This is a genomic window from Paenibacillus sp. WG02, from assembly GCF_055396115.1.
Genome location: NZ_AP036016.1, coordinates 460867 through 486718, shown reverse-complemented (window position 1 = coordinate 486718; position 25852 = coordinate 460867). Strand labels below are relative to the sequence as shown.

Genomic DNA, 25852 nt, shown 5'->3' with positions numbered 1-25852 from the left:
GCTTGGGCAGCCCTGGCCCCGCGTACACAAGCCCGCTGTGCAGCTGGACGCTATTCGCTCCAGCTGCCAATAGCTCTAGCGCGTCCTGCGGCTGATGAACGCCGCCGGCAGCAACAATCGTGCTCCGCTCGCCGAGCGACTCCCGGAGCAGCCGGACCTGGCTCAGCTGCGCCCCGAGCGCCTCCGCACCGCCGCCGACGCGTTCGCGGCGGGTGCCCGGCTCGCGCAGCGCTTCGCCGACGACGACACCGCTGAAGCTCGCGGCGGTGTCGGTGAGTTCACGCAGCATCCCGATGGGAGCTGGCTGCGGCAGGTAGAGCAGCAGCGGCTTCCCCGGGCCGCTGCTAGTGCTATAAGGCGTACCTCGCGGAGGTACGCCATGGCTTCCTCCGATGGCCAGCCTTCGGCGAGGCCATCGATGTAGAACCCCGCCGCGTACGGCGCCAGCTTCGAGAGCAGCTCCTGCTGCTCGAGCAGCGCCTCGCGCGGCGAACTGCCCGGCATCGGCCGCAGCCGCACGAAGTGCGGCAGGCGATGCCCCGTGCCCTTGCGCAGGCGCTGGACGATCGCGTCCGCGCCGTCATTGACATAGCCATCGGGGTAGACGATGGCTTCACACACAGCGTCGCGCTCGATCGGCGCGTCATTGAGCACTTCTCGGACCGTCACAGGTCCGATCTCGATGAAGCCGAACCCGAACTGGGCCAGCGCTTTGTGCGCAGTCCCGTGCGGATCAAGCGTGCCGCTCAGGCCGATGGGACACTGAATCAGCACCCCCGTCAATTCATCCTCGAGGATTGGCGACAGCTCCATGTGGCCCATCGTTTTGATCACGAATGTCCCTCCTGGGACATGGCTTAATCCGCCTATGGCATGAAGGGTCAAGTTCCGGGCTATGCGTCCCGGCAGTTGAAATAGCAACGGACGAAATATCGCGTGATAAGACCAATCAGGCATCGATATGTACTCCTGTATTTGTTTATTTTATTAATATTATACTAGAATGCCCCTTCCTCTGCAGGGAGGAAATAAATCGATATCGATAAGGGCAACTTTCTAATATACGACTATTCATAAGAACGTATGTTTGCTATATTGATAGTATAACAATAATAGGAAGAAATGAGGTGAGGTGACTTGCTCATCCATAAGGCATTTAAGTTTCGTCTGTATCCGACTGGTGAGCAGGCTGCACTCATCAACAAAACTATTGGCTGTTCAAGGTTTATATTCAATCGGTTTCTGGCTCTGTGGAACGACACCTACCATGCAACGGGGAAAGGTATGTCTTACCGTACTTGCTCAGCAGAACTACCTATGCTCAAACAAGAGTTAGCATGGCTTAAAGAAGTCGATACTATCTCACTTCAATCGGCAATTCGTCATCTTGCTGATGCTTATGAACGGTTTTTTAAAAGGCAGAATGCTGCTCCTATCTTCAAAAGTAAAAGGAATCGGGTTCAGTCTTATCAGACAAGGCATACGAACGGAAATATAGCGGTGATGGACAACCACATCAAGCTGCCCAAGCTTGGACTTGTGAAGTTTGCCAAAAGCCGTGAGGTCGAAGGGCGATTGCTGAATGCCACGGTTCGACGTGTGCCGAGTGGCAAGTATTTTGTATCTCTCCTTACCGAGGTTATGGTTCAGGAATTTCCTAAGACAGGGCAACAAGTTGGTGTCGACGTGGGCTTGAAACATTTTGCCGTTCTCTCTAATGGGGAAGTTTTTACGAATCCAAGGTTTTTCCGCACCTTGGATGGGAAGCTTGCCCAAGCGGGGCGGAAGCTGTCAAGGATGGTAAAAGGAAGTTCGAATTGGAACAAGCAACGAATCAAGCTTGCTTTTATTCACGAGAAGATAAGCCATGCAAGAAAGGACTACTTGGATAAAATCTCCACGCATCTTGTCAAAAACCACGACCTAATTGCGATTGAAGATTTACAAGTAAGTCATATGATTCAGAATGGGAAGTTAGCCAAAGCCATTAGCGACGTATCTTGGTCTATGTTTCGCAGCATGCTAGAATACAAAGCGAAATGGTATGGACGCACGGTAATCGCTGTGGGCAAAACCTTCGCCTCCTCACAGCTATGCTCTTGCTGTGGATACCGAAATAAAGAAGTCAAGAGTCTTAACATACGTGAATGGTACTGTCCTGCATGTGGAATACATCATGACAGAGATGGTAACGCTAGCCGCAATATCTTAGCTGAGGGGAAAAGACTTGTAAACCATACACAAACCGTAGGAACTACGGGGTTAGCCTAATCCATTAGAATCCAGTAGGATTCCGTACTTAGGAATCTCCTTCCTCTAAGCTTGGCGTAGGGAGGAGAGGTTCAACCAGTATACCTCGGATTCAGCATCATGCCTATGACACAGATTGTTGCTATTCCCTGTGATTATAATCACACAGGCTTCATCGTCTTGTTCACTATACTTAAGGCATCAAGTTAATCAAAGTGAAGTGAGGCGATCCTTTATGTTAACCGAGCAAACCATCCGCATTATTAAATCCACAGTGCCCGTACTGGAAGTTCACGGTGTTACCATAACTAAACGTTTCTATGACAGGTTGTTCACAGCTCATCCTGAGCTGCTGAATCTATTCAATCATGCGAACCAAAAACAAGGCCGGCAGCAAACCGCTCTAGCCAACGCCGTGTATGCGGCAGCCCTCCATATTGATCGGCTCGAAGCCATTTTGCCTGCAGTGAAACAAATTGCCCACAAGCATCGCAGCCTGGGCGTCAAGGCGGAGCATTATCCGATTGTCGGCCAACATTTGCTTGCAGCCATCAAAGAAGTGCTTGGCGATGCAGCAACCGACGAAATTCTTCAAGCTTGGGCTGAAGCCTATGGGGTCATAGCGGATGCTTTTATCAGTATTGAAGCCGAGATGTATGATACGTCTGAGCAACAACCCGGTGGTTGGAAAGATTTCAGACCGTTCCGAGTCGAACGCAAAAACAAAGAAAGCGACGTCATCACTTCCTTCTACCTGGCACCCCAAGATGGGGGCGCACTCGCAGCATTTGAACCGGGGCAGTATGTAAGTATCCGAATTCAGATTCCTGGGGAAGAACATACTCATATTCGGCAGTACAGCCTTTCGTATGCGCCTGGTGAGATTTACTATCGGATCTCTGTAAAACGCGAGGACAACAATCCTGCTGTTCCTGCGGGCAAAGCTTCGGTTTATCTGCACAGTCAGGTGCAGGAGGGCGATGTGCTGTGGTTGTCCGCGCCTGCTGGCGATTTTACACTGGATCAAAAGGATACTCGTCCTGTCGTACTGATCAGCGGCGGTGTTGGGCTTACGCCAATGGTCAGCATGCTTCATACTCTTGCAACCACGTCACCGAATCGTCAGGTTACCTTTATCCATGCGGCTCAGAACGGTCAGCACCACGCGCTTCGCAGGGAAGTTGAAGAACTCGCCTTGCAGCATCCGCAAGTGGCTGTTGCCTGGTGCTATCAGCAACCGACGGAAGCCGACGCAGCCGAGCAAGCTTTTCATAAAGAAGGATATATCGATTTGCCATGGCTCCAAAGCATTGTACCGACTGTGGATGCTAGCTTCTATTTCTGCGGACCCGTACCGTTTATGAAAGCAGTGAACCAAATGCTCCGTGAATGGGGTGTTCCCGACTCGGACCGCCACTATGAATTTTTTGGTCCTGCGGGCACTCTGTAAAACGAGCGATCTGATTTCTCATAAATTAAGGTTTTACATTCTCCCTAAGTAGACGATTCACGGTCTCCCGGCGAAGCCCGATGAACTGACCGATTTCCTCCTGCGTTAGCACATCTGTCAGCTTCAAGTCTCCCAGATAATGCTGGAACCAGCGTTCGAGCTTCATCAGCTTGGCAGCGGGAGTCACTTCTGTCAGTTGATCAATACGCTGCTGCATCATGCGCAGTTTATCCTGTAATTGTCGCGCAATCGTGCGGAATTGCTCCGGGCTGCGATCCAGCTCCTCGTACCACTGCGCAGCAGGAAGCACATCTATGTCACAAGTGACAAGCGCTATCGCAGTACCGTAGTAAGGACTCGGACTAATGAGCGAATGATGTGGAATCGTCTCGCCTGGCACAATGATATTCACGAGTGTCGTATTACCGTCCTCGTGAGCACGGACAATTTTCAACAGTCCGGTTTGGAGTTGGTACAGTGGACCCGTGTCCCCTTGACGGAATAGGATTTCTCCTTTGTGCAGTTTCATTTTTATTCTCCTTTATTATGAAAAAAAGCGACAGCATTCACCTGCTGATCGCTTTTTGTTTATGATTGCTAGCTGCTAACCAGCTATAGCTCTTTTTTTAACGGCTCCAGCTTCGTGCGAAGCGGCGAAAGTGCCAGTGACAATCTGGCAACCCAATTCAACTGCTCAACCTTGCCAATGAGCCAAATCGATCCCACCAGCCCTAAGAGAGAAACGAGGACAGCTGCAGGCAGTGCCCAGAATGAGACTGCATGCGCAAAATAGGGAATGAACGAAACGGACAGAATCGGGGCCGCGTTCCATTTGAACCACTGAATGAGAAAGATGGTAAGGATAGCTGTTATGAAAAATGATATGGCGCCGTGGCTTATCGCATACATGGTGCTGCCTAAAGTTACTGATATGATAGCGCCCATTGTGATGCGTCCAATGTCCTTAATTTGGTCCACCCTATGCATAAAAAGGAAGCTGAATGCCCCGAGTGTCGGATAAAACACCATCTTCATCGATGGGAAATGGTAGGAAGCCCAGTATGCTCCCATGAGGTAGCAGCACATCACTAGTGAACGTAGAAACATCGTTGGTTCCCGTCCTTTGTTCTCGAATTTTTGGCACTTTTCTCATTGTACAAAAGTGCCATCCTTCGGTCAACCATATGGAAGGAATCCCCTCTAGCTTAGTTCCGATCAACCGAAACCGTTGTCTCCACGAAAAATGTGGCCACCGCAAAAGATGCCGCCCCGAGCACCGTCGACCGATCGCTCAGCTCGCTGAACGCCACTTTCAGCTGCTTGCGCGGATGCGGCAGGGAACGCTTTTCAAGCAAGGCCAGCAGCGGTTTCATCAGCCAGTTCTCGGCACTTGCCAAGCGGCCGCCGAGAATAATATATTCGGGATTGTATCCGTTGATAATATTAACAACGCCAACACCGAGATAATAACCAAGGCGCTCAAAAAGCGCGATCACTTTAGGATCTCCCGCTTCGGCTTTGCTCAGCAAAGTCTCCAGATCCACAGCGTCATCGTTAAGCTCACGTCGTGCCTGCGTGAGGAGCGCGTGCTCGGACGCATACAGCTCCCAACAGCCCAAGCTGCCGCAGCTGCATTTGGGCCCGTCGTGCTGGATCGAGATGTGCCCGATCTCACCGGAGAAGCCAGTCGCCCCGCGGTACAGCTCGCCCTTAATGATGATCCCGGCACCGATCCCGATGCCGATCGACACATACACCAGATTCGCCGTGTCTTTACCGGCTCCGAATTGTTTCTCCCCCACAGCTCCTGCGTTCGCTTCGTTATCAATAACAACCGGAATATTGAACGTCTCCTCAATTTGCTGCTGCAAAGGCACGTTCTCCCAGCCCAGATTCGGCGCGAACAGCAGATTGCCGTTCTCATCACAAATACCCGGCACTCCGATGCCGATTCCTATAATCCCGTAGACGCTCTCCGGTGCGCTTTCGATCAGCCCGCGGATGGTCGTTGTCAACAGCTGGACGACCTTCTCAACGGAAGCATTGTCATGCTGCACTCTTACCTCGCGGATGATCTTACCGCTTAAATCCGTCAGTACCGCGAGAATATCAGTAACCCCTAGGTCTACCCCGATGGCATAACCAGCCGTCCCATTAAAAAGCAGCATCATCGGCTTGCGCCCGCCGCTTGATTCACCAACGCCAATCTCTTCGACGACGCTGCTCTCGATCAATTCGTTCACAAGACTCGACACCGTCGCCTTGGTCAGCCCTGTAATTTCTGCAATCCGTGCGCGGGATATTGGAGAATTCGTGCGAATATGATGTAGTACGATGGATTTATTTATTTTTTTCACGAGATTCAAATCGCCTGTTTGCTTCATGTTTGCCCCCATATTACTCTAATGGCTTGTCGCTCTTTTCTAATGAACTGATTTTAACATGAAAGAGATTTTCATGCATTAACTAAGTTTGTTTAATGAATTTACAAACTATTCATTTGGTGCTATGATGACTGCATAAGCATTTATTCCTTAATTTATGGAGGCTGAATTCATGAGCTATTTTGACAACATTCAACCGATTAAGTACGAAGGCCGCACATCGACGAACCCGCTTTCTTTTAAATTTTATAATCCTGATCAAGTTATTTTAGGCAAAACCATGCGTGAACATATGCGTTTTGCAATCGCTTACTGGCACTCTTTTTCCGCCAATGGCTCCGACCCTTTTGGCAGTGGCACAGCGATCCGCGCTTGGGACCAATACTCGGCCTGGAGCTGGCCAAAGCTCGCGTTGACGCTTGTTTTGAGCTGCTGAACATTCTGGATGTCGACTACTTCGCATTCCATGACCGCGATATCGCGCCTGAAGGCAGCACGCTGCAAGAAACGAATAAGAACCTCGACGAAATCGTTGCCCTGATCAAGGATAAAATGACATCCAGCGGCAAGAAACTACTCTGGAATACTGCTAATATGTTCACTAACCCGCGTTTCGTTCATGGCGCTGCTACGACGAATAATGCGGACGTATTTGCTTACGCTGCTGCCCAAGTGAAGAAAGCCTTAGATCATGCCAAAGAGCTTGGCTCGGAAAACTACGTTTTCTGGGGCGGACGCGAAGGCTACGAGACTTTGCTTAATACGGACCTTGGCCTGGAGCTTGATAACCTTGCTCGCTTCCTGCACATGGCGGTTGATTATGCCAAAGAAATCGGCTACGACGGTCAATTCCTGATCGAGCCTAAACCAAAAGAGCCATCCAAGCACCAATACGACTTCGATGCGGCTACGACGCTATCTTTCTTGCAAAAATACGACTTGCTGCCGTATTTCAAATTAAACCTGGAAGCCAACCATGCTACGCTTGCTGGTCATACCTTTGAGCACGAGCTTCGAGTCGCGCGCATCAACGGTGTTCTTGGTTCCATTGATGCGAACCAAGGTGATCTGCTGCTCGGTTGGGATACCGACGAGTTCCCGACAGATCTGTACTCGACGACACTCGCGATGTACGAAATCCTCCTGAACGAAGGCGGCATCGGACGCGGCGGCGTGAACTTCGACGCCAAGGTTCGCCGTACTTCCTTCGAGCCTATCGATGTCGTCTACGCACACATCGCAGGCATGGACGCCTTCGCTCGCGGCTTAGAAGTCGCTGCCAAATTGATCGAAGACCGCGTATTCGATAACATCCTCGACACGCGCTATGCTTCCTTCAAGTCCGGCATCGGCGCCGACATCGTATCCGGCAAAGCGGATTTCAAATCGCTTGAAGCTTATGCGCTTGAGAACAACAGCACCATCGTGAATCAATCCGGCCGTTTGGAATTGATTAAGGCGACGGTTAACCAGTACCTGATTAACTCTTAATTGTCGAAAATCTCGCTCCAGCCGTTAGGCGTGAGCGGGATTTTTTTGTCTGACTGATACCTTGTGTGGATAACTCCTCTTCTCTCTGCAATGATGTTTTCCATCGCTAACGTTATAGGGAACGCGGAAACTTGCCTCCTTAGCGTTATAAAACACGCTTAAACTCGAGGGAAATGACCATTTCACTCCTAGCTTCTCTCTGTAACGATGTTTTTCATCGCTAACAGATGGGCAACGCGGAAAATTCCCTCCTTAACGATATAAAACACGCTTATAGTCGAGGAAAATGACCATTTCACTCCTAGCTTCTCTCTATAACGATGTTTTTCATTGCTAACAGATGGGCAACGCGGAATCTTGCCTCCTTAACGATATAAAACACGCTTATAGTCGAGGGGAATGATCAATCGGGGCAGGAGGCAACTCGCAAAATAGCCCTCGAGCGCGTGAATTGTTGTAAAATTTGCAACATTGGTAACCGCTAACCTCAGATTATCCCTCGTAAAAATGGAAAAGATCTCTGATCGAAGAGATCAGAGACCCATAATGCTAGAATCACAAGCCTACCTTTTCCCAGGCCACCTTTTTATGAAAAATAAAGTTCGCAGCTTCCATCCTAACAACGATATCCAGAGCGGCAATTTGTTCGTATGCGGCAAGCAGCTTCTCGTGCTTCGGACATCTTAAGCTGAAGATCAAGTGCATCATTGGGGTATTCGCGGTATTCCCTGATACAAGGGAAGATTCACTTCCTGGCATCATCTTTAGATTGGTGACTTGGATACCCTGTTCACCAAAACGGGAGGTAACCAAGCTGAGAAAGCCGGGATGTTCATTGATCATGATCTCTATTTCGTGAGTTCGACGATGCCTTAGGAAATGCTTCTCCCACTTATTCAGGAGATACAGACTAATGAGTACTAAAAAGGTGCATACCAACGCCCCAGTAATAAAACCTGCACCTACGCTCAAACCGATAGCCGCTACCAACCAAACGGAAGCCGCGGTAGTCAACCCTTTAATAACACTGCCGTTTCGCAATATCGCGCCTGCGCCAAGAAAGCCGATGCCGCTGACAACCTGTGCAGCCAAGCGGGACGGGTCTATGCGGACGTTGGGTTCATTTACAAAGTCAGAGAATCCGTACTCCGATAGCAGCATGATGGTGGCGGAGCCTAAACAAACTAAGATGTGAGTACGAAAGCCCGCTGCATGATTGTTCAATTCCCGTTCAAGACCAATCAAACCACCCAGAACGACCGCCAATACCATTCTTACGATCAAATCCAAATGACTAATTTGCCACACGCTGCTTACAGTCGTCATTTATGCATCATTTCAAGCGGATGCGACAGCCATCGCTTCAGCTTCACGACTTCTGTCCCAGCCAGCATCATAATGCCAACCCCGTGGTTGTCATTGGTTACGGTGAGCAGGTCCTTTTTATAATAATCAGCGGTAAAGGCATACCGCGAGCCGCTGCAAACGCCATGCACGTTGCCCTGAGCGTCGATGGCCAGCCGGGTCAAACCGTCCCATGCCTTCAGCGAGGCATGGATGAACCGATCAGGCTGCTCCAACCAGCCGAATCGCACGCCTCTCGCAAAGGCATAAGCGAACATTGCCGTACACGATGCTTCCTGATAGGCGTCGGGATCGTTCAACACCTGATGCCACAACCCGCTTTTAGCTTGCAGATCGGCATATCCCGAACACAGCTCGTTAAAGAAATGCACTAACTCTGGGCGAGCTTCATGCTCTGCGGGCAGAACCTCCAGCACTTCTGTCAGCGAGAAGAGTGTCCATCCATTCCCACGCCCCCAAGGAATACCGGTAGCCATGCCGTATTTGAAATCAAATACATGCGACATAATGCGCTGATCCGGCATGTACAAATACTTGCGGAATAACAGAAATTGCTTCGCTGCTTCATCCAGTGCCTCACTGTTACCGGTTATCCCCGCATATCGGCACAGGAACGGCGTGCTCATGTAGAGGTCATCGGCCCACATCGTATTTTCCGAATATTCATCCTGACATATCCGATAAAAGGCACCGTCTTCCTTACGCTCCAACCTCACGAGTATGAAGTCGGCAATTCGCTGCGCTATCGGCATGAAGCCCGGATCCTTGTCTTCCTGATAGGCTTCTAACATCGCGGAACCAAAGGAGCCGCAGTTATCCAGCATTTTCATCATGACTAACTGTTGATTGATTGCTGGGAACCCGTACTTCTCTCGATCCCATAAAGAGTATTCGAACATGTCTGTGCAGCTTTGAACATGATCGAGGGCATACCCGATAATATCAGGCCGCTCCAGCAACCGACCTGCTTGCAGAAGCCCATAAATGGTAACGCCAAGCGGATAATCCCAGCGGGCATAATTCGTGACGTTGCCGACGGTCCACTTATTGCTCAGCATGGCATTCTCATAATAAGGACGTATCCAGGCGTCTGGACGGTCTAACTGCCAGTACGTCTTATCGCCTGCAGCAACTGAATCTGAACCTTTCGCATAGACGCGATCAGTTCGGACCAAATCCTCATACGCAAGCGCAACACTTGCGTCCAGTGGCCCCACATAGAACCACGGCTCAGCGGAACCGTGAACCTTCCGAGGAGCATTAAAGGGGACAACTTCCCCTCTAACGTAGGCATGCAGCGTCAAGCCCCAAGCGTTATTTCCACAAATACTGCGAATCAACAGATCATGTTTGCCAAAAGAAAGCGGCACCTCCACCTGAAAGCTGCCTTCTTTTGCGAGCTCTACTACCTGCTTCCCATCCAGCCAAACGGTTAACGGACCTGTCGTATGCCCCTTCAACAGGCAGGGTTCTTCACCTAAGCCCACCTTGTCCAATTTGGTCCAAGCATACGCTTGCTTACCGGGTTGTAAGCCGAATAAGCGCTCGCAGACAGGCTTCTCAAGCTCATCTTCACTCCACTCACAGGACGGCAACCAACGCAGTCCGTGCTCTTTCTCTGACGCCAAACCATCTGGCAGCGGACTACCCTCGAATAGATCCGTGTCGACTGGTGCAGAGTACACCCATCCCGCCTGACCACTTCTTTCGGCAAACGGGGTAAGCACATTCAAGATCCGTACCTTGGCTTCATCAGACCCGAATAAGCAGCCAAAGCCTGCCGCCGTATGCTTAGCTTTGATAAAAAGTCGGTTCCAGCCTTTCACAAAGTTCAGATTAAGTTTAACGCTGGCATCTGGCTTAATTTCATCGATCACGTTGGAGCGATAGGCGCGCTCATCATTGAAATAGAACTCAATCGGCCCCAAACAGCGGAACAACACATCCAGATTTCGTTCACCATCACTCCATACTAAACCAAACGCATACGCAAATTGGCCTGGTCTTGCTTCGGGAAATCTCTGCCCCAGATTTAAATCAAACATCCCATCCTCGTTTTGCAAAACGCCAGATCGGTAAAAGGTCCTAAAAGCAAATGGAACGGGCGGATTAGCCCCAATGTAGCGGTCCGCAAGCACCTTCAATGTTCGGTTAACATCGTCTCCTAAGCGGGACTGTATACTCTCTTGTTCATTAAAATAAGTCGTCATATCGGCCTTCCTTTCTACAGTAGTCGTACCGTAAATGTCCGGTCGAACGGCGTCACGAGGTTCACATGGACGTATTTGCAACCGGTCGGATGTTGATCTTCACGAAGCACAGGCAGCAAATGCTCGTAGGCGCCTGTTGAAATCTCAATCGCATCTTCATCCACCGCATATTTCATAGATCCACTTTTCAAGAAATATTTTCCTGCCTCGTCTTGGGCGAGATCACTGCCGCTAACCGTACCCTCATCTCCAAAAATAAAGGATAACTGCGTGAAAACATCTTCTCGCTCATCAGAAAGGATACGAATCTTCCATTCCGCGTCTCCTTGTGTAATTTCCGCTTGAAACTCAAGGGTTTGCAGATGTGTCATCGGCCGATGCTGATGCGGAAGCAAGTACCAAGGACTGAGTGTCGATCTCTCCGCGGACTCCGGCAGAAATTGTCGCGGAATCGGTCCGTTGTATCCTTTTTCCAATACGATTCCTAGCTTATAAACGCCTTCCTCCGCAGTTAGATGTGCGAACTTCACAATCCCAGGTGAGAAAGATGTAGACAACTTAATGCCCAGCAGCCTAACTTTTCCATGGCGAAGGGAGAAGAATGACGGCGTTTGCGGCATAATCGTCACGCTCTGATCAAGATCTCGAATGCGCACAAGCGGAGCGCCGAAGGCTAAGTGCATGCTGCTGTGTTCAATTCTCATATGGTGACCCACGCCATCGATCTGCGTTAAATGCTCATTGATCGGATGGTGCTCATTGATTACTTGGACATAACGATCAGGAAGCGGAGTACGCTCCAAATCGGAAATATCTGCTTCGGGATACAGCAATAAACCCAAGAGCGCATTGTTATTTACCGCTTCCGCACGCTTTATAAAGGTACCTGCATAGTCTGACATCGCAGCGAACAAAGGATCTTTATCATGCGCAGCCATTAAACGATAAATCAGCAAGTAAGTCGCCATATCAAACGTCTGTCCGAAATCCTGGCGTCCTGAATAATCGGTTACCACCTCACCGGATGGATGGATCAAATAGACCATCATGCGCAGATTGCGACGCACACATTCTAATAATTCTGGACGGTTTAGCACACGCCCCGTGTGGTATAAAGCAATATCGCTGACGGCATTATAGATGCCATTGCTGCGCTCCGTCCATTCGCCGTCATGTGTGATATCCATACCTTCTGCCAACCATTCATCCGCTCTTGCTACCAGCTCAGGCATTTGGAAAATCTCATACAGCAGCGAAAGTGCCGCAGTAATAACCCAGCGATGGTTCGGTGTATGACATCCGCCTGTCAGCATAGCAGGGATCGTACGCTCCAAAAAGAGCTTCAACTTTGCGGAGGAAGGCTTCACAGCCGCCCAGTCATGCGCCTCAAGAAGTTGATAAATTTGCGTAATCCCGCCTACAACAAAAGCTGTATCTGGTGGAGAGTTATAGTTTGTTGAACCTAACGAGATCGTACCGTCGGCATGCTGGCGGTTCAAAATAAAATCCGCTGCTTTGTCGAAAGCGGCCAAAAGTGTCTCATCATGATAGTAACGTGAATCTGGATTAACGATAGCCGAAGCCCATACAGCCAAAACGTTTGGCGTGCTGAGATGATTAACACGCGCAATGCCCGTTTCGTCGATGATGCCGCCGTAATATTTGGATGTAGGATCAAGCACCTGCCGCTGCAGCGTAGCTGCTGTATGTTCGTCATAAATGTGTACTAACTGTTTATAAGTAGCGTCCATGCTGATCACCTTTTAACCTTTCATAGCTGCAATTTTATTTGTAATAAGCCTGTGGCTTTCATCAATCTCATCTGGCCGGCAAACAGCCTTCAGTTCATATACCTTGACTTTGGCAAAATCAATTGCCTCCAAAAAATGATCAAAATATTGCAGATCCTTGCTGTGTACATAAGGACACCAGTGATCGGAAAGCTCTAGCGTTTCATGGATGTGTACGCCATAAATATAGCGTTTCACTTCCTGCAGCTCCTTGAGATTATCGTACAAGCCCATCCGATCCATCATCATGGCGTGACCGATGTCGTACCATAAGTAAACCGGACTGCCTTTCAGGTTATCGCAAATGGTTTTCGCCTCCATCAAGGTCGGCATCTGATAGGACCTTGAGCGTGTTTCGATGCCAATGGCTACTGACCATCCTTGTTTGGCTGCATGCTCGCTTACTTCCTCCAGACTGTCTTGAATCCGCTTGGTGTAGAGCGGGCTCAACCGCTCCCGTCTTTCGGACATGTCCTTCCAAAGCTTTTGATATTCCGGTGAATCCTTTCCGTGATCCCTGTACAGCTTTTTCAAATCCGAATCAATGTTATATTCAAAAGGCACTTCACCTGGATGTACGACAACGGCCTTCGCTCCATAGCGGTTCGCATAGTCCATAGACCGGATCAACAGTTCCACGGATCGCTTGCGCTTCACCTCATCATCGAAACCCAGCATAACCGAGTCCGTATCGTAATCCTTATCATTGATGAAAGGAAACACATTGTGGACACTGGATACGCCAATCTCCCCTTTATCGATCATCGGCTCAATCGTCTTCATCATCTCTTCCGTCACGTTATAATTCAGTTCAACATTGTGAAAGCCGAGCTCTTTGATCTCCTCTATCATGTTCCTTCCAATCGTATGCTTCTTAATATTCCAGCAGGTAGAAAATGAGTATTCCCCTTTATCCAGCATGTCTGTTCCTCCTTAGAGCTTTGTTGTCATCATTTCCTTAAAAAAAGAAAAGCCAGATTACCCTTATTTCTTTGCAGGGAATGATCTGGCCTTTCCTCAAGAAAGTCTCTTTATTCCGCCAGGTCACTCAGCCTACATACAGCACCTGAGCGTGCCGATAAAGTCGAAGCTTCCATTAAACGGGTCAAATCAAGGGCTATTTGTATATTTTCAGAAGCCGTCGTTCCATTTCGAATATGTGCCACCCATTGTTCAAAGGGAGAAGGGAGATTCGCCGGCAAATTCGTGACCTCTTGCCACCCTTTTGTTGCTTCACCTTCCAGCTTATGGCTTCGGACTAACAGCTTGTCATCCGTTCTCGTATACATAAGGCTGCCTTCCGTTCCTTGCACCTCAATATCAAATTGGGAGTAGTTATTCACGAAACCCGCTTCAACAATGCCTATAGCCCCATTTGAATAACGTAAAGTCGCTACCGCACTATCCTCTACCTCTCGCTCCGTGATATAACCGAAGCTTGCACTGACACTTTCCGGTAAGCCCAGGAATAAGCGCGTCAAGTACATCGGATGGCAGCCAAGGTCCATCAATGCCCCTCCCCCACTCTCCTCCAAATTGAAGAAATGAGATGGGAGTGAACCATTCGGATTTTTCTCTGTTCGCAAAGCGCCGTTATGAGCAAGCCGTATACGAACCGTCGTTACAGTGCCAAGCTGACCACCCCGAATGAAGTTATGTGCAGTTTGTGTGAACCAGGTATATAGCCGGGGGAGAGAAACTGTTAGTTTGACCCCAGCGGTCTCAACAGCAGCCAATATCTCATTACATTCCTTCGACGTGGTAGCTATAACTTTCTCAGTGAAGATATGCTTTCCCGCTTTGGCTGCTGCGATGATGACATCCCGGTGCCGATTCGTCGGCGTATCCACAATAACGGCATCGATATCCGGATTGGCCAAAAGCGCATGCAGATCCTCATAAAAGCTAACACCAAGCTCCTCTGCCTGTTGCCTTCCTCGTTCGGGAACTTCATCCCATACAGCCACGATTTCGGTACCCGGGTGCTCGGCGGCTAGCCGTGCATAATCCTTGGCATGCACATGCCAAAAGCTCAACATCGCAACTCTAATCATGAAAGAATGGCCCCATTTCCGGTTATTTTAGTCAAAATAAACCGCTTTTCCCGTTCTATTGGATTCGTAAATGGCTTCAAGAATTTCAGAAACGACACACGATTGTTCTGGCGTTACAACAGGATCCTTATCGTTCATTACAGCGTCAATCCACATGCGGATTTCTTTATCCTGCATACTCTCTTTTTTGCCATCGTAGAAGTCTGCGCCTTTGGCTTCGAACTGGAGTTGGTTGACGTATAAACGACTGTGGTTTTCACCATTTATGCGTAAACCATCCTGCATGTCGGCACCGCCTTCAGTACCGCAAAGCGTACATTTCGCTTCCTTCGTATCCAATGTATTTAAGGCCCAACTCGCCTCCACCATCACCGTCGCGCCATTTTTCATCACGATCATCGCAAAGGCGGAGTCTTCCACTTTGAATTTCTCAGGATCCCAGGGACCCCAGGAATTAGCGGCATTTTCTTTCCGGGAAAGCTTATGATAAGCGGTGCCAAGCACCACCTTAGGTTCGTAGTTATTCATCATCCACAGCGTCAAATCGAGCGCATGCGTTCCAATATCGATTAGCGGGCCTCCGCCTTGTTTGTCTTCATCCAGAAATACACCCCAAGTGGGAACTCCACGTCTACGAACAGCATGCGCCTTGGCAAAATAGATCTCGCCCAGATCGCCGTCTTCTATCACCTTTTTCAAATACTGACTGTCCGCACGGAAGCGGTTGTTGTAGCCAATAGTTAGCTTCTTACCTGTACGTTTAGCAACTTCAACCATTCGCCGAGCATCAGCGGCGGTTTTGGCCATCGGCTTTTCACACATGACGTGTTTGCCTGCTTCCATAGCTGCGATCGATATCTCTGCGTGCGTATCATTCGGGGTACAGATATGAACGACGTCAATCGAAGAATCAGCAAGAAGCTCATAATAGTTCTCAAATACCTTCGCTCCGGGAGCACCAAACTTCTCGGCCGCTTGGTGCGCACTTGCAGGATTGACATCAAAAAAACCAATAATTTCTACTTGCTCAATTTTACTTAAGCTGGGTAAATGTTTACCTGTTGCAATGCCGCCACAGCCAATGATAGCTACCTTAACCTTATTCATTCCTAGTTCCCCCCATAATGCGATCACCGACTCTAAGCTGACGAATAATGAATGAAGCTGGACATCTTAGCGATGTCTGCATGGGCAGGCACTCGCATATCCATGTCCAGCTCCCTCATTTAAATCAGTTACTTCACTTGCTCCATTTGCTGTCTCGCAATTGCCATAATATCCTTAGCAAGGAACGCTTTATCTTTATTTTCCGCATACCATTTGTTCATAAAGTCTTCAAGCTGCTTGCCGCCGGCTTTATCCCATGCCGCTTGTGCGTCTTTAATCGCTTGTTCCGGGCTGTATTTCGCACCGCTGATGATGGCCTTAACAAAAATGTCGTTTTGCTCTTTAAGAATTGTTGTATTAAGAGTTTGGAGATCAGCAGGATAGACCGGCATATGTTCCCCATGAGTCATTCCAGGGTATTGTCTTTGCGAATCGAAATAAATTTTCTGAAGTTCTTTATACATGTCCGAACCGGCTTTCTGTTCTGGTACTGCAGTATTAAATCCGTTTATCGTAAAGTTGCACTTATCTGTTCCTGAAGAGTAGAACATTTCGTAGTCTAAAGCGTAGCCGACTTCATTTTTCGATTTCGTTGGATCGATGGTCTCACGGCAGCCATTGGCGCTCTTCTTCCAATGTGTCCCTTCGTCTCCGTTAATAATCTTCAAAGCGGTTTCCGGTTTCATCATGAAGTCAAGATAGCGGCCGACAGCTTCCGGCTCCTTCGCCTTGGCGCTCACAACAGTCGTCATTTGCACAGGATTATCAACACCGCCGGTAAATGTTCCAAGCGGCGATTGCGGGTAGCCTAACGGAGCAATTTCCGCGCCTGCCACATTTTTCTTCAGAGTAGCAAAGTCGTTCATAACAAGATCATACATGCCACCGGAAAATTTAACGTAAATGCCGATTTTACCATTCAGGAAGTCTTGTCTTGCCTTTGCACCGTCTTTATCATTGATGTAATCTTTATCGATAATGCCATCGTCATAGAGCTTCTTCTTGAAGGTCAGGGAGGCCAACTGATTGTCCCACAGAGGGATTACTTTTCCATCCTTAGTTCCCCAGGCAATCAAATCTTTTGACGAATTTTCACCGAAAATCTCGTTGATGGCTTGTTCAGAATAGTAGCTCATATTCATCCCGTACGTATCTTTCTTGCCATTGCCGTCAGGATCTTGCTCAGCAAATGCTTTGGCTACTTTCATAAGTTCTTCCGTTGTTGTCGGCATGCTCAAATTCAGCTTTTTCAACCAGTCGGTACGAATCAATAACATGTGCTGTATGACTGCTTCTTTTACTTTACCGACTTCATACAGCTTGCCGTCCGGTTTCGTCCCCGCTTTCTTCAACTGAGGATACTGGTCCAGCAACTTCTGGTACTCAGGCATGTATTTTAAGATGTCGTCAATGGGAAGCAGCTGCTTTTGATCGTATAGGCTGTTACGAAACGGCGTACTGTACTCGTTCACAATATCAGGCGCAGAACCGGAGGCAAAAAGAACATTCAATTTTTTCGTAGACTCGCTTCGGAGGACAGAAATGTATTTCACATTCACAGGACCGTTTTGATTGATCCATTTGCTCCAACGATTTTCCTCGTAGTTCCCCTCTGACGCAGGAACCCCTCCCCGATCATACATGGAAACGGTAACATTTCCGCGTTTGGCAGCTGCTGACTCCTTCGGAGCATTCGTAGCTGTAGTACCGGCTGCCGCTCCTTCTTTCTTGTCGCTGCTGCAACCTACAAGCGTTGCTCCTAATGCTACAACCCCTATTGTCATTCCCATCCACAGCTTTCTTTTCATGCGCAAACCCTCCTGTTTATATTGAAAAGTTTTGGTAAACGTGGAACCCCATTTGGTTTAACCCTTAACAGAACCAAGCATAACGCCTTTGACAAAATATCTTTGCAGAAACGGATAAACGATCAGCATCGGGACCACCATAACGACAACGCCGACAGATTTGACCATTTCCGTAGCAACCATTTGCTGCTCCTCTGATACCAGGGAAGGTGAATTCAAGATATCGTTCTTTTGCAGCATCGCTTGGACAACGACCGTCAAATTCTGCATGTCACTATTATTGATGTACATCAGAACGCTCATAAATGCATTCCAATAGTTAATTCCATAGAACAAGGCTAAAGTAGCCAGCATCGGAAGCGATAGCGGCAATACGATTCGAATGAGGAGCGACACGTCGCTGCATCCGTCAATTCGCGCTGCTTCTTCCACTTCATGCGGTATATTCTCAAAGTAGCTTTTCATGAGCAGCATATTATAGGTGCTGATAAACCCGGTGAGCCACAGAGACCAATAGGAGTCGATTAAAGATAGGTTCTTTACAACGAGATAGGTAGGGATCAACCCTCCTGAGAACAACATTGTAAACACCATGGCAAGCACAAATTTGCGTCGTCCTATCAAATAGCTTCTCGACAACGGATAGGCTGCCAATACCGTTCCCGCCATACTAAGTGCAACACCGATAATTGTAATGATAATGCTATTTTTAAAAGCAGAGAAAGCCGGACTTGTTAGAAAGAAAACCTTATATGCCGTAAACTGCAAGCCTACCGGCCAGAAGAAGACATGTCCAGAATCTACGGCCGAACGCTCACTCATTGATAGCGCTATGATATGAATAAATGGCAGTAAACAGGTTAAGGCAATTGCCCCGAGTACAACATAATTAACTGCGTAGAAAACTTTTTCACCTTTTGTCGCTTTCATGCGGACGCCCCTCCTCGTTATCAGAATAAAGCTTGGTCAAACTTGCGGGCGATCCTGTTAGCTACCAGTACGAGCGTACAGCCAATGACGGATTCGAACAGCCCCATCGCCGTAGTTACGCTAAATTGCGCATTTCCCAAACCTATTTTATAAATATAAGTACTTATGACTTCCGACACGTCAGCAACCGCTGAGTTCTGTAGATTATAAATCTGGTCAAAGCCGACCTCCATCAATTGACCCATAGCCAAAATGAGCAGCAGGATGATCGTGTGACGAATGCCTGGAATCGTAATGTGCCAAATTTGCCGCCACTTCGTAGCGCCGTCCATACCTGCTGACTCGTAAAGGGCAGGATCTATGTTCGTCAGAGCGGCCAAATAAATAATTGTGCTAAACCCCATTTCCTTCCAAACCCCCGAACCAACGAATACGGCAATCCAGGATTTCGACTCGTAAAGGAAAGTTATAGGCTCAATATTGAATAGCTTGAGCACCTTATTGATCGAGCCGTAGTCGGTTGCAAATAAGGACAACACGAGACCTGCGACAATGACCCAAGAGAAAAAGTGCGGCAGATAGACGATCGTTTGAACCCATTTTTTAAACCATGTCTTTCTTACTTCATTGAGCAGAATGGCCAGGAAGATGGGAACGGGGAAGCCAACCGCCAAATTCAAAAAGCTGAGCCAAAAGGTGTTCCATATAATTTGGAGCGTACTGGCGCTGGAAAACAAAACTTTAAAATTTTTCAGGCCAACCCATGGACTGTGCAAAATACCATCTGCAAAATTGTAATTTTTGAAAGCAATAACAAGTCCGCCCATCGGCCAATATTTGAACAGAATGTAGTAAGCAATGACAGGGAAAAGCATGATAAAAAGCGGAATGTTTTGTTTCAATCTTCTTCTTCGTCTCAATTGCAAAGCTTTATGCTCGCTTGTCGTTAAAGGTAGTCTAGGACTTCATTGATATTTCCGTTCAAGGCTGCTTCACTCCTTACTTCAATGTAATAAACCTATCATAAAAGTTTTGATCCAAAAAACCCTTAAAAAATTATAGAAGAATCTATAATTTCATTGGGTATGACTTTCGTTTGTTAATCCGTTCCGTGTATCTAATGTTGTACATTCTACAACTTGCCTACCCAATTCTCTCAAAAACCCGAAAACAAAACACCAGGAAAATACAGTAAAGTAAAAAAAGACTATTTCATGTACGGACTCGGCATCCGCTTCTGAAACAGTCTTTTCTCTTATCATTTTCATGATCGCTCAAAACTAATCGTAACGATTTCTGCTGGACGAACGGCAACAGATAGACGCTCCGATCCCTCCTGCTGCAGACGATCCAAACGCCGTTCCAGAATATCGCTCTTATACGCATGATGGAACTTCTCAGGGAGATCTAACTTCAGAGCTCTTTCTTGTGCAGAGATGTTATACCAACGTACAATCAGATCTCCTGTCTCCTCGGAAACTTTCATTGTGGAGAAGACCATAGCTTGACCTTCCCAGCCCGCCAAAAGCGTAAACCGACGGCAGTTCTCCGGTATGAACCTCGGTTTGCTTGACCGACCAAGGAATTTGATATTGATGGGCAGCCTGTATAGCACCCAAGCCATGAACTCGCGGATCTTCTTCAGTCGTCTCGACAGGCACTGCATAAGGGATAACCGATAGGTGCACGGTATGCTCACCGATACACTGCGCTTCTGGCGTTGGGAAGTATCCCCAGTCTCCTAATTCACCTACCGCTCGAAGCAGGGTAACCGCGATGGTTTGGCCGCTATCTTCTCGAACGATCTCGTATTCGTTCAACCCGCGGTTGGCGATTGCAAGCCCCTGCCGCGCCCTCGCCACGGTTACGAATGCCTGCTGGTGATGACAGTTGCTCGGATTTTTCCATTCGGCTGTCGTTGTATTGCTCCGCTCCGGCACTTCAAAGATGGAGTCAGCAAAATGGGTGTCTGCTTCCAATCCAGTAGGAAACAGCATTCGCAAACGGTGATCTTTGGCTTGATTGTTAAAGGTTGAGGCAATATCAACGCGCTTTCCGTCTCTATCTAAGGATACGACGGTCGTGATTTTCAAAACAATCTTTGCATCAGATCGCGCCGACTTGCGCCCAGTAAACCAGACCAGTTCTTTCCTTTCCGTTTCCAGCAATTCCTCTGCAGATGCTGGTATATCCAGCTCGTGAACGATCTCTATGCTAGCTCGGTAAGGCGCGTCTTCCTGAATACGAATGGATGCCGGCACACCTCGTGTAGTCAAGGCCGTGTCTCCGTTTGCTTGGCGATACATATACTCATTGCCGATATCTCCCGTATTCTCGTAAACGCCCAAGCCTTTGTAGACCGTTCCTTCAAGCTTCTCCGTTACCGTAAACGAGCCGTCGTCAGCGACTTGGACACTTATATAGTCATTTTCCATCGCGTGTGTACCAACGATTAATGAAGTCGGCGAAAGATGCTGCTTTAATGAGGCATCGCAAGTCAACGCATACGTTTTGTAGCCCAAAGCAGGCACATTAGCCGCTTCGAAGGTCACACGGACGGCGCGGGCGAAATAAGGTTGCCTGAACTTATCGTCAGGTAAATCATATCCAAAGTGAATGCCCCTATCCTCTAATCCAAAAGGAATAGGATTACCCTCCACATCGACCAACACAACATCGTCCAAGCTCTTCTGCTTCACGTCCTGTCTCATATCCCGGAAATCCCTGCCATCACGGAAGTAAATCCTGTTTAACTCCAACTGCACGGTTACTGTGCCACTGCGTTCCCACCCTGTCGTATTCGTTACCAGAAAAGGCGCCGCTTCTTTACCGTAACGGGCAAACACAGACGTATCCACTTGTTCTGCCAACCAAGTCAGGCTGTCCAGAACGATCGATTCGGCTACATGCTTGCTTTTCTCAAAACGGGTCATCATTTCGGCATGTACTTCGTCGACACTGCACCCGCAAATACTGTCATGCGGATGGTTCTGCATCAACGTTTTCCAAGCATAGGTAAACAGATGATGGGGGTATGGACACCCTGCTTGGTAAGCAAAGGCAGCCAAAGGCTCCGCCACTTTTTCCAAGAGTGTCTGGCCTTCTTGATTTTTCTGCTTAATATAAACGCGGGAAGATGCCGTATTTACGAGCGTAGACCAGCCGTCGGTATGCTGGCTTCTCAGCTCTCCGCGAATGACGGATAGATCACTCGGAATCGTCCGATTCACATCACTTAAATAATCTTCAAAATTGGAATGGATGAATCGGATGTCCGGGTACAGCTTCTCGGCAGATCTGATCGCAGCGGCCAAATCGGCCTGCACAGGCTGATGATCGCAACCGTTCATGAACAACCAATGCGGCGTAGAAGCATATCGGGATACTTCTGTTAGTTTACGATCCCAATACTTGGCTGCCGCTTCTGGATTCACAGGGATTTCATTCCCGTTGCTGTACCAATTGGCAAATAAAATACCCAGCACCTTGGAGCCGTCAGGCGCTTCCCAAAACATCTCTGAATACGGCGATTCATACGCCTGCGTTTCTGATACTTCGTTGTTAAATCCCGTCGGCTTCACACCGCGTCCGAACACGGCGTTCTCGATGTCTGCTTGCCGCAGCAGTTGCGGTGCCTGCCCCATGTTGCCGAAGGAATCCGGGAAATAACCCAACTTCGAAATGACCCCATAAGCTTTGGCATCGCGGTGGCCAATTAACAGATTACGCACATTCGCTTCACTGCTCGTTAGAAATTCATCCTGCAGTACATACCACGGGCCGATGCGGATACGTCCTCCGCGAATCAATTGCTCTAGCGTCTCCTTCATTTCCGGCCGTACCTGCAAATAATCCTCTAAGATGATCGTTTGTCCGTCCAGATGAAAGCTGCGGTATTCCTCATCTTGACTAAGCGTTTGAATCAGCGTATCCATTAACTTGATCAACAATACGTGATGCTTTTCATAGGGCAAATACCATTCCCTGTCCCAATGTGTATGCGAAATGATATGTACAGTTTTGGACTGTGTCATGGCACTGTCTCCATTTCTATTTAATATCAGCTCTTTGCTTCAAGATGCTCTGTCCGTTGTCGGAGCGCCTCCATGACCGTTTTCAGTGTAGCTGCAATGCCCCGAATATCGCCCGTATCTTCGCCTAAATCCCCATCTCCCAGCAGTGCCGTCACCAGCTTCTCGCCGTTGGCATTCCAGCCGGTTACCAGCATACCGGGCATACGATCAATCGCCCCCCGCTCTTCCGCTTGGCGGATAGACTGCTCGAGCAGATCAAGGGCCGCTTCCGGTGTTTTCCAACAGCTGGGCCAAACTTCAAATCCTTTGTCCAGCAAATGCCCAACAGAAGGATAAGCATCCAATTTATCGTAGTGCCAATCGCACAATATAATATCCTTCGGAATAAGATCCACAGCCGGCCAAATGCCGTAAATGTCGCCGTCCCACTCTGTATAGCCCATGCCACTCGCGTCAATCAACCGGTCCGCCCACATGAGCATCTGTACCTTCCGATTGCCGACCAAATGCTCGTAGTAATCGTTCGTCGATTTCGCAAACAATTCGGCCTTATTCTTCCCTCGGCACCGTGGGCACCCATCATCGGCGATGGCGAACACTTCGTCCATGCCAACGTGCAGCGCATCCGCTTCAAAAGCATCGATCAGCTCATCCATCAGATCGAACACGAGCGGATTAAGGTCCGGATGGGATGGACACCAGCTCGGGCAGTAGAAATCAGGCCACTTGGCATCCGTTGGTACATGCGGGGTTTCGTCGAATTCCGGATGCGCCCGCAAGAGCGAATTCCTCGCTCCTCCCCAACCTTGATGTCCCAAACAATCAAACAAAGGAATCAAACGGATACCGTGCCGCTTGCATAAGGCGGACAGCTCCCTCGCATCTTCCTTCGTCAAGCTGCCACCCGATACTTCCGGATGCGATTGGAATTGAAACGATGTGTTGCATTCCAATATCAATACATTAACGCCCATAGGCGCCAACGCTTCCTCAATCACTCGCTTTAAATTCCCAACATCCTCATGCGATCCGAAGCGCATATGGAATCCTTTGAGCTGCCATCCATTTTTTTGCATATGTTATCCTCCAGCCTATCCGTATCTTTATTTTTATTAACCGACTAAGCCTGTTCGCTCTACGCTTTCCACGAAATAACGCTGAACGAACAAATATAAGGCAATCAAAGGTCCCATCATCAGCAGTACGCCCGTATTAAGCAGCATAGACTGGTACACCGGATCCGGCTCTTTACCGAGGGCTGGCCCCATATCCGTCAGCTGTGTGGAAAGCACCTTCACTTTACTCAAAAACAGGGATACATAATAGCTGTCGTTCCACTGCCATACAAACGAGAACAAAACGACAGTAACAACCGCAGGAATGGCGTTAGGCAGCATAATGCTGTAGAAGGTTTTGAAAATTCCCGCTCCGTCCGCGAGGGCGGCTTCTTCGATTTCTTTGGGAATACCCCGGAAAAACTGACGGAATATATAAATATAAAGTCCGTTTTTCAGCCCCATCGCGGTGCCAGAAGAAATAAGAAACGGCCAGAACGTGTCGATCAGATTGATACTGCTCTTTCCTGAAAATAGCCCAACTAATCCGAAAAGATCAAAATACCGGTATGTTAAATAGAGCGGAATCATGATCGTTTGAGGCGGCACGACGATGGTGAAAATGACCAGACCAAACAACAGCCCGCTGCCTTTAAATTTCAATCTCGCAAAAGCGTATCCCGCCAACGCGCAAGAACACAGCTGAATCAATGTTGTCGTAGACGAGATAAGGAACGTATTCCATAGAGCTGACAAATAGTTGGTTGCTGAGATCGCAATCTGCAAATTTTCGAGTGTAAAATGCCGGGGAATCCACAGCACAGTTGGATCATAAATGTCGATTCGACCGCGAAAGGCAACCGATAGTCTTAAAAAGATGGGAAACAAAATAATATAGCAAAAGCCGAGCACCAAGACGGAGCGTATGATCTGCCATGTCCAATTTTTCGCCTTTTCCAGCGGATTGCGCCTGCTAATCCATCCGTCCATACGTACAGCCTGCGATTTCATAGTCCTATCCCTCCATCAGTCGTAATAAAATACTTTTCTTGAGACAAGCGCAGTGGAGATAACAAGGATGATAGCCACAACAATGAAGTACACCCAGGACATTGCCGCACTTAAACCGAAATCAAAGGTTTTGAACGCCGTTTGCGAAATGAGGGTATTGATTTTATTCCTGCTGAAAGAATCAATAATGGAATAGACCAGGTTCGTTAATATCAGCGGGGTCATCATCGGAAACGTCACTTTCCAAAAAATCTCGTATCCCGTTGCTCCTTCGATTTTCGATGCCTCGTACAAGGAAGGGGAGATCGATTGAAGCCCAGCCAAGAAAATCAAAATTTGCACACCAGAAGAGCTGATAATTTCATAAATCCGATCTACAGCGCCAGTGATGTAATTGACTATGAGTGGAGCCATGCCCGAATCCAGCAGCATTTTTTTGAGTTCGAAGCTTTGCAGCATATTAGAGCCTTCTCCGCTCCCGCTTCCACTGAGAACGGAACCTCCCACGAAGCTGCTGATATCCAAATTAGCAAGGGCGCTCGATGCCAGAATGACCGGCAAGAAGAAGATCGCGCGCGCAAGGGCGCGCCCTTTGAATTTCTGATTCAACAGCACCGCTGCAAACAAGCTGAAAATAATGATAATCGGCACATTCACAACCATGTTGACGACACCTTCCACCAATAATCGGGGATAATCCGGATTGGAGGTAAATAAGCTGGTGTAGTTGCTAATTCCTTTTGGCAGTACGGCAAAGCCGCCCTCTACCATTTGTATGGAACTTAAGCTGAATCGGAACGATTGAATGAGCGGCAGCAGAAAAAGCATGACCATCCCCAAGATGAGTGGAGATACGAACAAAACGCCGTACCACGCTTTCGTCTGTTCTAACGATAATCTTTTTTTCCGCAAA

Annotated in this window: 18 protein-coding genes and 3 pseudogenes; 3 read left to right on the top strand and 18 right to left on the bottom strand. The window is 48.3% G+C overall.

The window, feature by feature from the left end; all coding sequences use genetic code 11:
- Nucleotides 1-43: 43 nt before the first annotated feature.
- Together ACBP55_RS02190 and ACBP55_RS02185 are read right to left on the bottom strand one after the other, a co-directional pair.
- Nucleotides 44-151 (bottom strand): annotated as a pseudogene (locus tag ACBP55_RS02190) (hypothetical protein); the annotation flags it as partial.
- An 11-nt stretch (nucleotides 152-162) separates the two neighbouring features.
- A complete protein-coding gene (locus ACBP55_RS02185; protein ID WP_464649425.1) occupies nucleotides 163-834 on the bottom strand; it encodes a hypothetical protein in 672 nt (223 codons plus the stop codon).
- 303 nt (nucleotides 835-1137) lie between these two features.
- Here ACBP55_RS02185 and tnpB point away from each other — a divergent pair, with 303 nt between their 5' ends.
- Both tnpB and hmpA read left to right on the top strand, forming a co-directional pair.
- Complete coding sequence (tnpB, locus tag ACBP55_RS02180) at nucleotides 1138-2271, top strand: IS200/IS605 family element RNA-guided endonuclease TnpB (RefSeq protein WP_464649423.1); 1134 nt, start codon at nucleotides 1138-1140, stop codon at nucleotides 2269-2271.
- Nucleotides 2272-2485: 214 nt separating this feature from the next.
- Nucleotides 2486-3700 (top strand): NO-inducible flavohemoprotein, encoded by a 1215-nt coding sequence (gene hmpA, locus ACBP55_RS02175; protein WP_464649421.1) that lies wholly within the window; start codon nucleotides 2486-2488, stop codon nucleotides 3698-3700.
- Between the two features lie 25 nt (nucleotides 3701-3725).
- Here hmpA and ACBP55_RS02170 read toward each other — a convergent pair whose 3' ends face one another.
- The 3 genes from ACBP55_RS02170 to ACBP55_RS02160 form a co-directional block, all read right to left on the bottom strand.
- Nucleotides 3726-4229: a Crp/Fnr family transcriptional regulator gene (locus ACBP55_RS02170; RefSeq protein WP_464649420.1), complete on the bottom strand. Its 504-nt coding sequence runs from the start codon at nucleotides 4227-4229 to the stop codon at nucleotides 3726-3728.
- A gap of 83 nt (nucleotides 4230-4312) precedes the next feature.
- Entirely contained in the window at nucleotides 4313-4807 is a 495-nt protein-coding gene (locus ACBP55_RS02165; RefSeq protein WP_464649418.1) for a hypothetical protein, read from the bottom strand.
- 98 nt (nucleotides 4808-4905) lie between these two features.
- The gene (locus tag ACBP55_RS02160) at nucleotides 4906-6084 is read right to left on the bottom strand and encodes an ROK family protein (protein ID WP_464649416.1); all 1179 of its coding nucleotides are present in this window, start codon (nucleotides 6082-6084) and stop codon (nucleotides 4906-4908) included.
- A gap of 172 nt (nucleotides 6085-6256) precedes the next feature.
- Here ACBP55_RS02160 and xylA point away from each other — a divergent pair.
- Nucleotides 6257-7575, top strand: a pseudogene (gene xylA / locus ACBP55_RS02155) (xylose isomerase).
- A 555-nt stretch (nucleotides 7576-8130) separates the two neighbouring features.
- Here xylA and ACBP55_RS02150 read toward each other — a convergent pair.
- The 13 genes and pseudogenes from ACBP55_RS02150 to ACBP55_RS02090 all read right to left on the bottom strand — a co-directional run bounded on the left by ACBP55_RS02150 (nucleotide 8131) and on the right by ACBP55_RS02090 (nucleotide 25851).
- Entirely contained in the window at nucleotides 8131-8901 is a 771-nt protein-coding gene (locus tag ACBP55_RS02150; RefSeq protein ID WP_464649414.1) for an MgtC/SapB family protein, read from the bottom strand.
- Nucleotides 8898-11150 (bottom strand): glycoside hydrolase family 88/105 protein, encoded by a 2253-nt coding sequence (locus ACBP55_RS02145; protein ID WP_464649412.1) that lies wholly within the window; start codon nucleotides 11148-11150, stop codon nucleotides 8898-8900. Before ACBP55_RS02145 ends, ACBP55_RS02150 begins: the two co-directional genes overlap by 4 nt.
- Before the next feature lie 14 nt (nucleotides 11151-11164).
- Nucleotides 11165-12901 (bottom strand): hypothetical protein, encoded by a 1737-nt coding sequence (locus tag ACBP55_RS02140; protein WP_464649411.1) that lies wholly within the window; start codon nucleotides 12899-12901, stop codon nucleotides 11165-11167.
- Between the two features lie 12 nt (nucleotides 12902-12913).
- Nucleotides 12914-13861, bottom strand: coding sequence for a sugar phosphate isomerase/epimerase family protein (locus ACBP55_RS02135; protein ID WP_464649409.1), 948 nt, complete (start codon nucleotides 13859-13861; stop codon nucleotides 12914-12916).
- 110 nt (nucleotides 13862-13971) lie between these two features.
- Nucleotides 13972-14994, bottom strand: coding sequence for a Gfo/Idh/MocA family protein (locus tag ACBP55_RS02130; protein WP_464649407.1), 1023 nt, complete (start codon nucleotides 14992-14994; stop codon nucleotides 13972-13974).
- Between the two features lie 27 nt (nucleotides 14995-15021).
- The gene (locus ACBP55_RS02125) at nucleotides 15022-16101 is read right to left on the bottom strand and encodes a Gfo/Idh/MocA family protein (RefSeq protein WP_464649405.1); all 1080 of its coding nucleotides are present in this window, start codon (nucleotides 16099-16101) and stop codon (nucleotides 15022-15024) included.
- Between the two features lie 128 nt (nucleotides 16102-16229).
- Complete coding sequence (locus ACBP55_RS02120) at nucleotides 16230-17909, bottom strand: type 2 periplasmic-binding domain-containing protein (protein ID WP_464649403.1); 1680 nt, start codon at nucleotides 17907-17909, stop codon at nucleotides 16230-16232.
- Between the two features lie 57 nt (nucleotides 17910-17966).
- Entirely contained in the window at nucleotides 17967-18839 is an 873-nt protein-coding gene (locus tag ACBP55_RS02115; protein ID WP_464649401.1) for a carbohydrate ABC transporter permease, read from the bottom strand.
- 20 nt (nucleotides 18840-18859) lie between these two features.
- Nucleotides 18860-19714 carry an ABC transporter permease gene (locus ACBP55_RS02110; protein ID WP_464653207.1) on the bottom strand — a complete coding sequence of 285 codons (855 nt, stop codon included), beginning with the start codon at nucleotides 19712-19714 and terminating at the stop codon, nucleotides 18860-18862.
- Between the two features lie 389 nt (nucleotides 19715-20103).
- Nucleotides 20104-22873 (bottom strand): annotated as a pseudogene (locus tag ACBP55_RS02105) (alpha-mannosidase).
- A gap of 26 nt (nucleotides 22874-22899) precedes the next feature.
- Nucleotides 22900-23949, bottom strand: a complete 1050-nt coding sequence (locus ACBP55_RS02100; protein WP_464649399.1) for a family 20 glycosylhydrolase — start codon at nucleotides 23947-23949, stop codon at nucleotides 22900-22902.
- A gap of 36 nt (nucleotides 23950-23985) precedes the next feature.
- Nucleotides 23986-24939: a carbohydrate ABC transporter permease gene (locus ACBP55_RS02095; RefSeq protein WP_464649397.1), complete on the bottom strand. Its 954-nt coding sequence runs from the start codon at nucleotides 24937-24939 to the stop codon at nucleotides 23986-23988.
- A 15-nt stretch (nucleotides 24940-24954) separates the two neighbouring features.
- Entirely contained in the window at nucleotides 24955-25851 is an 897-nt protein-coding gene (locus ACBP55_RS02090) for a carbohydrate ABC transporter permease (protein WP_464649395.1), read from the bottom strand.
- Between the last annotated feature and the right edge of the window lies 1 nt (nucleotide 25852).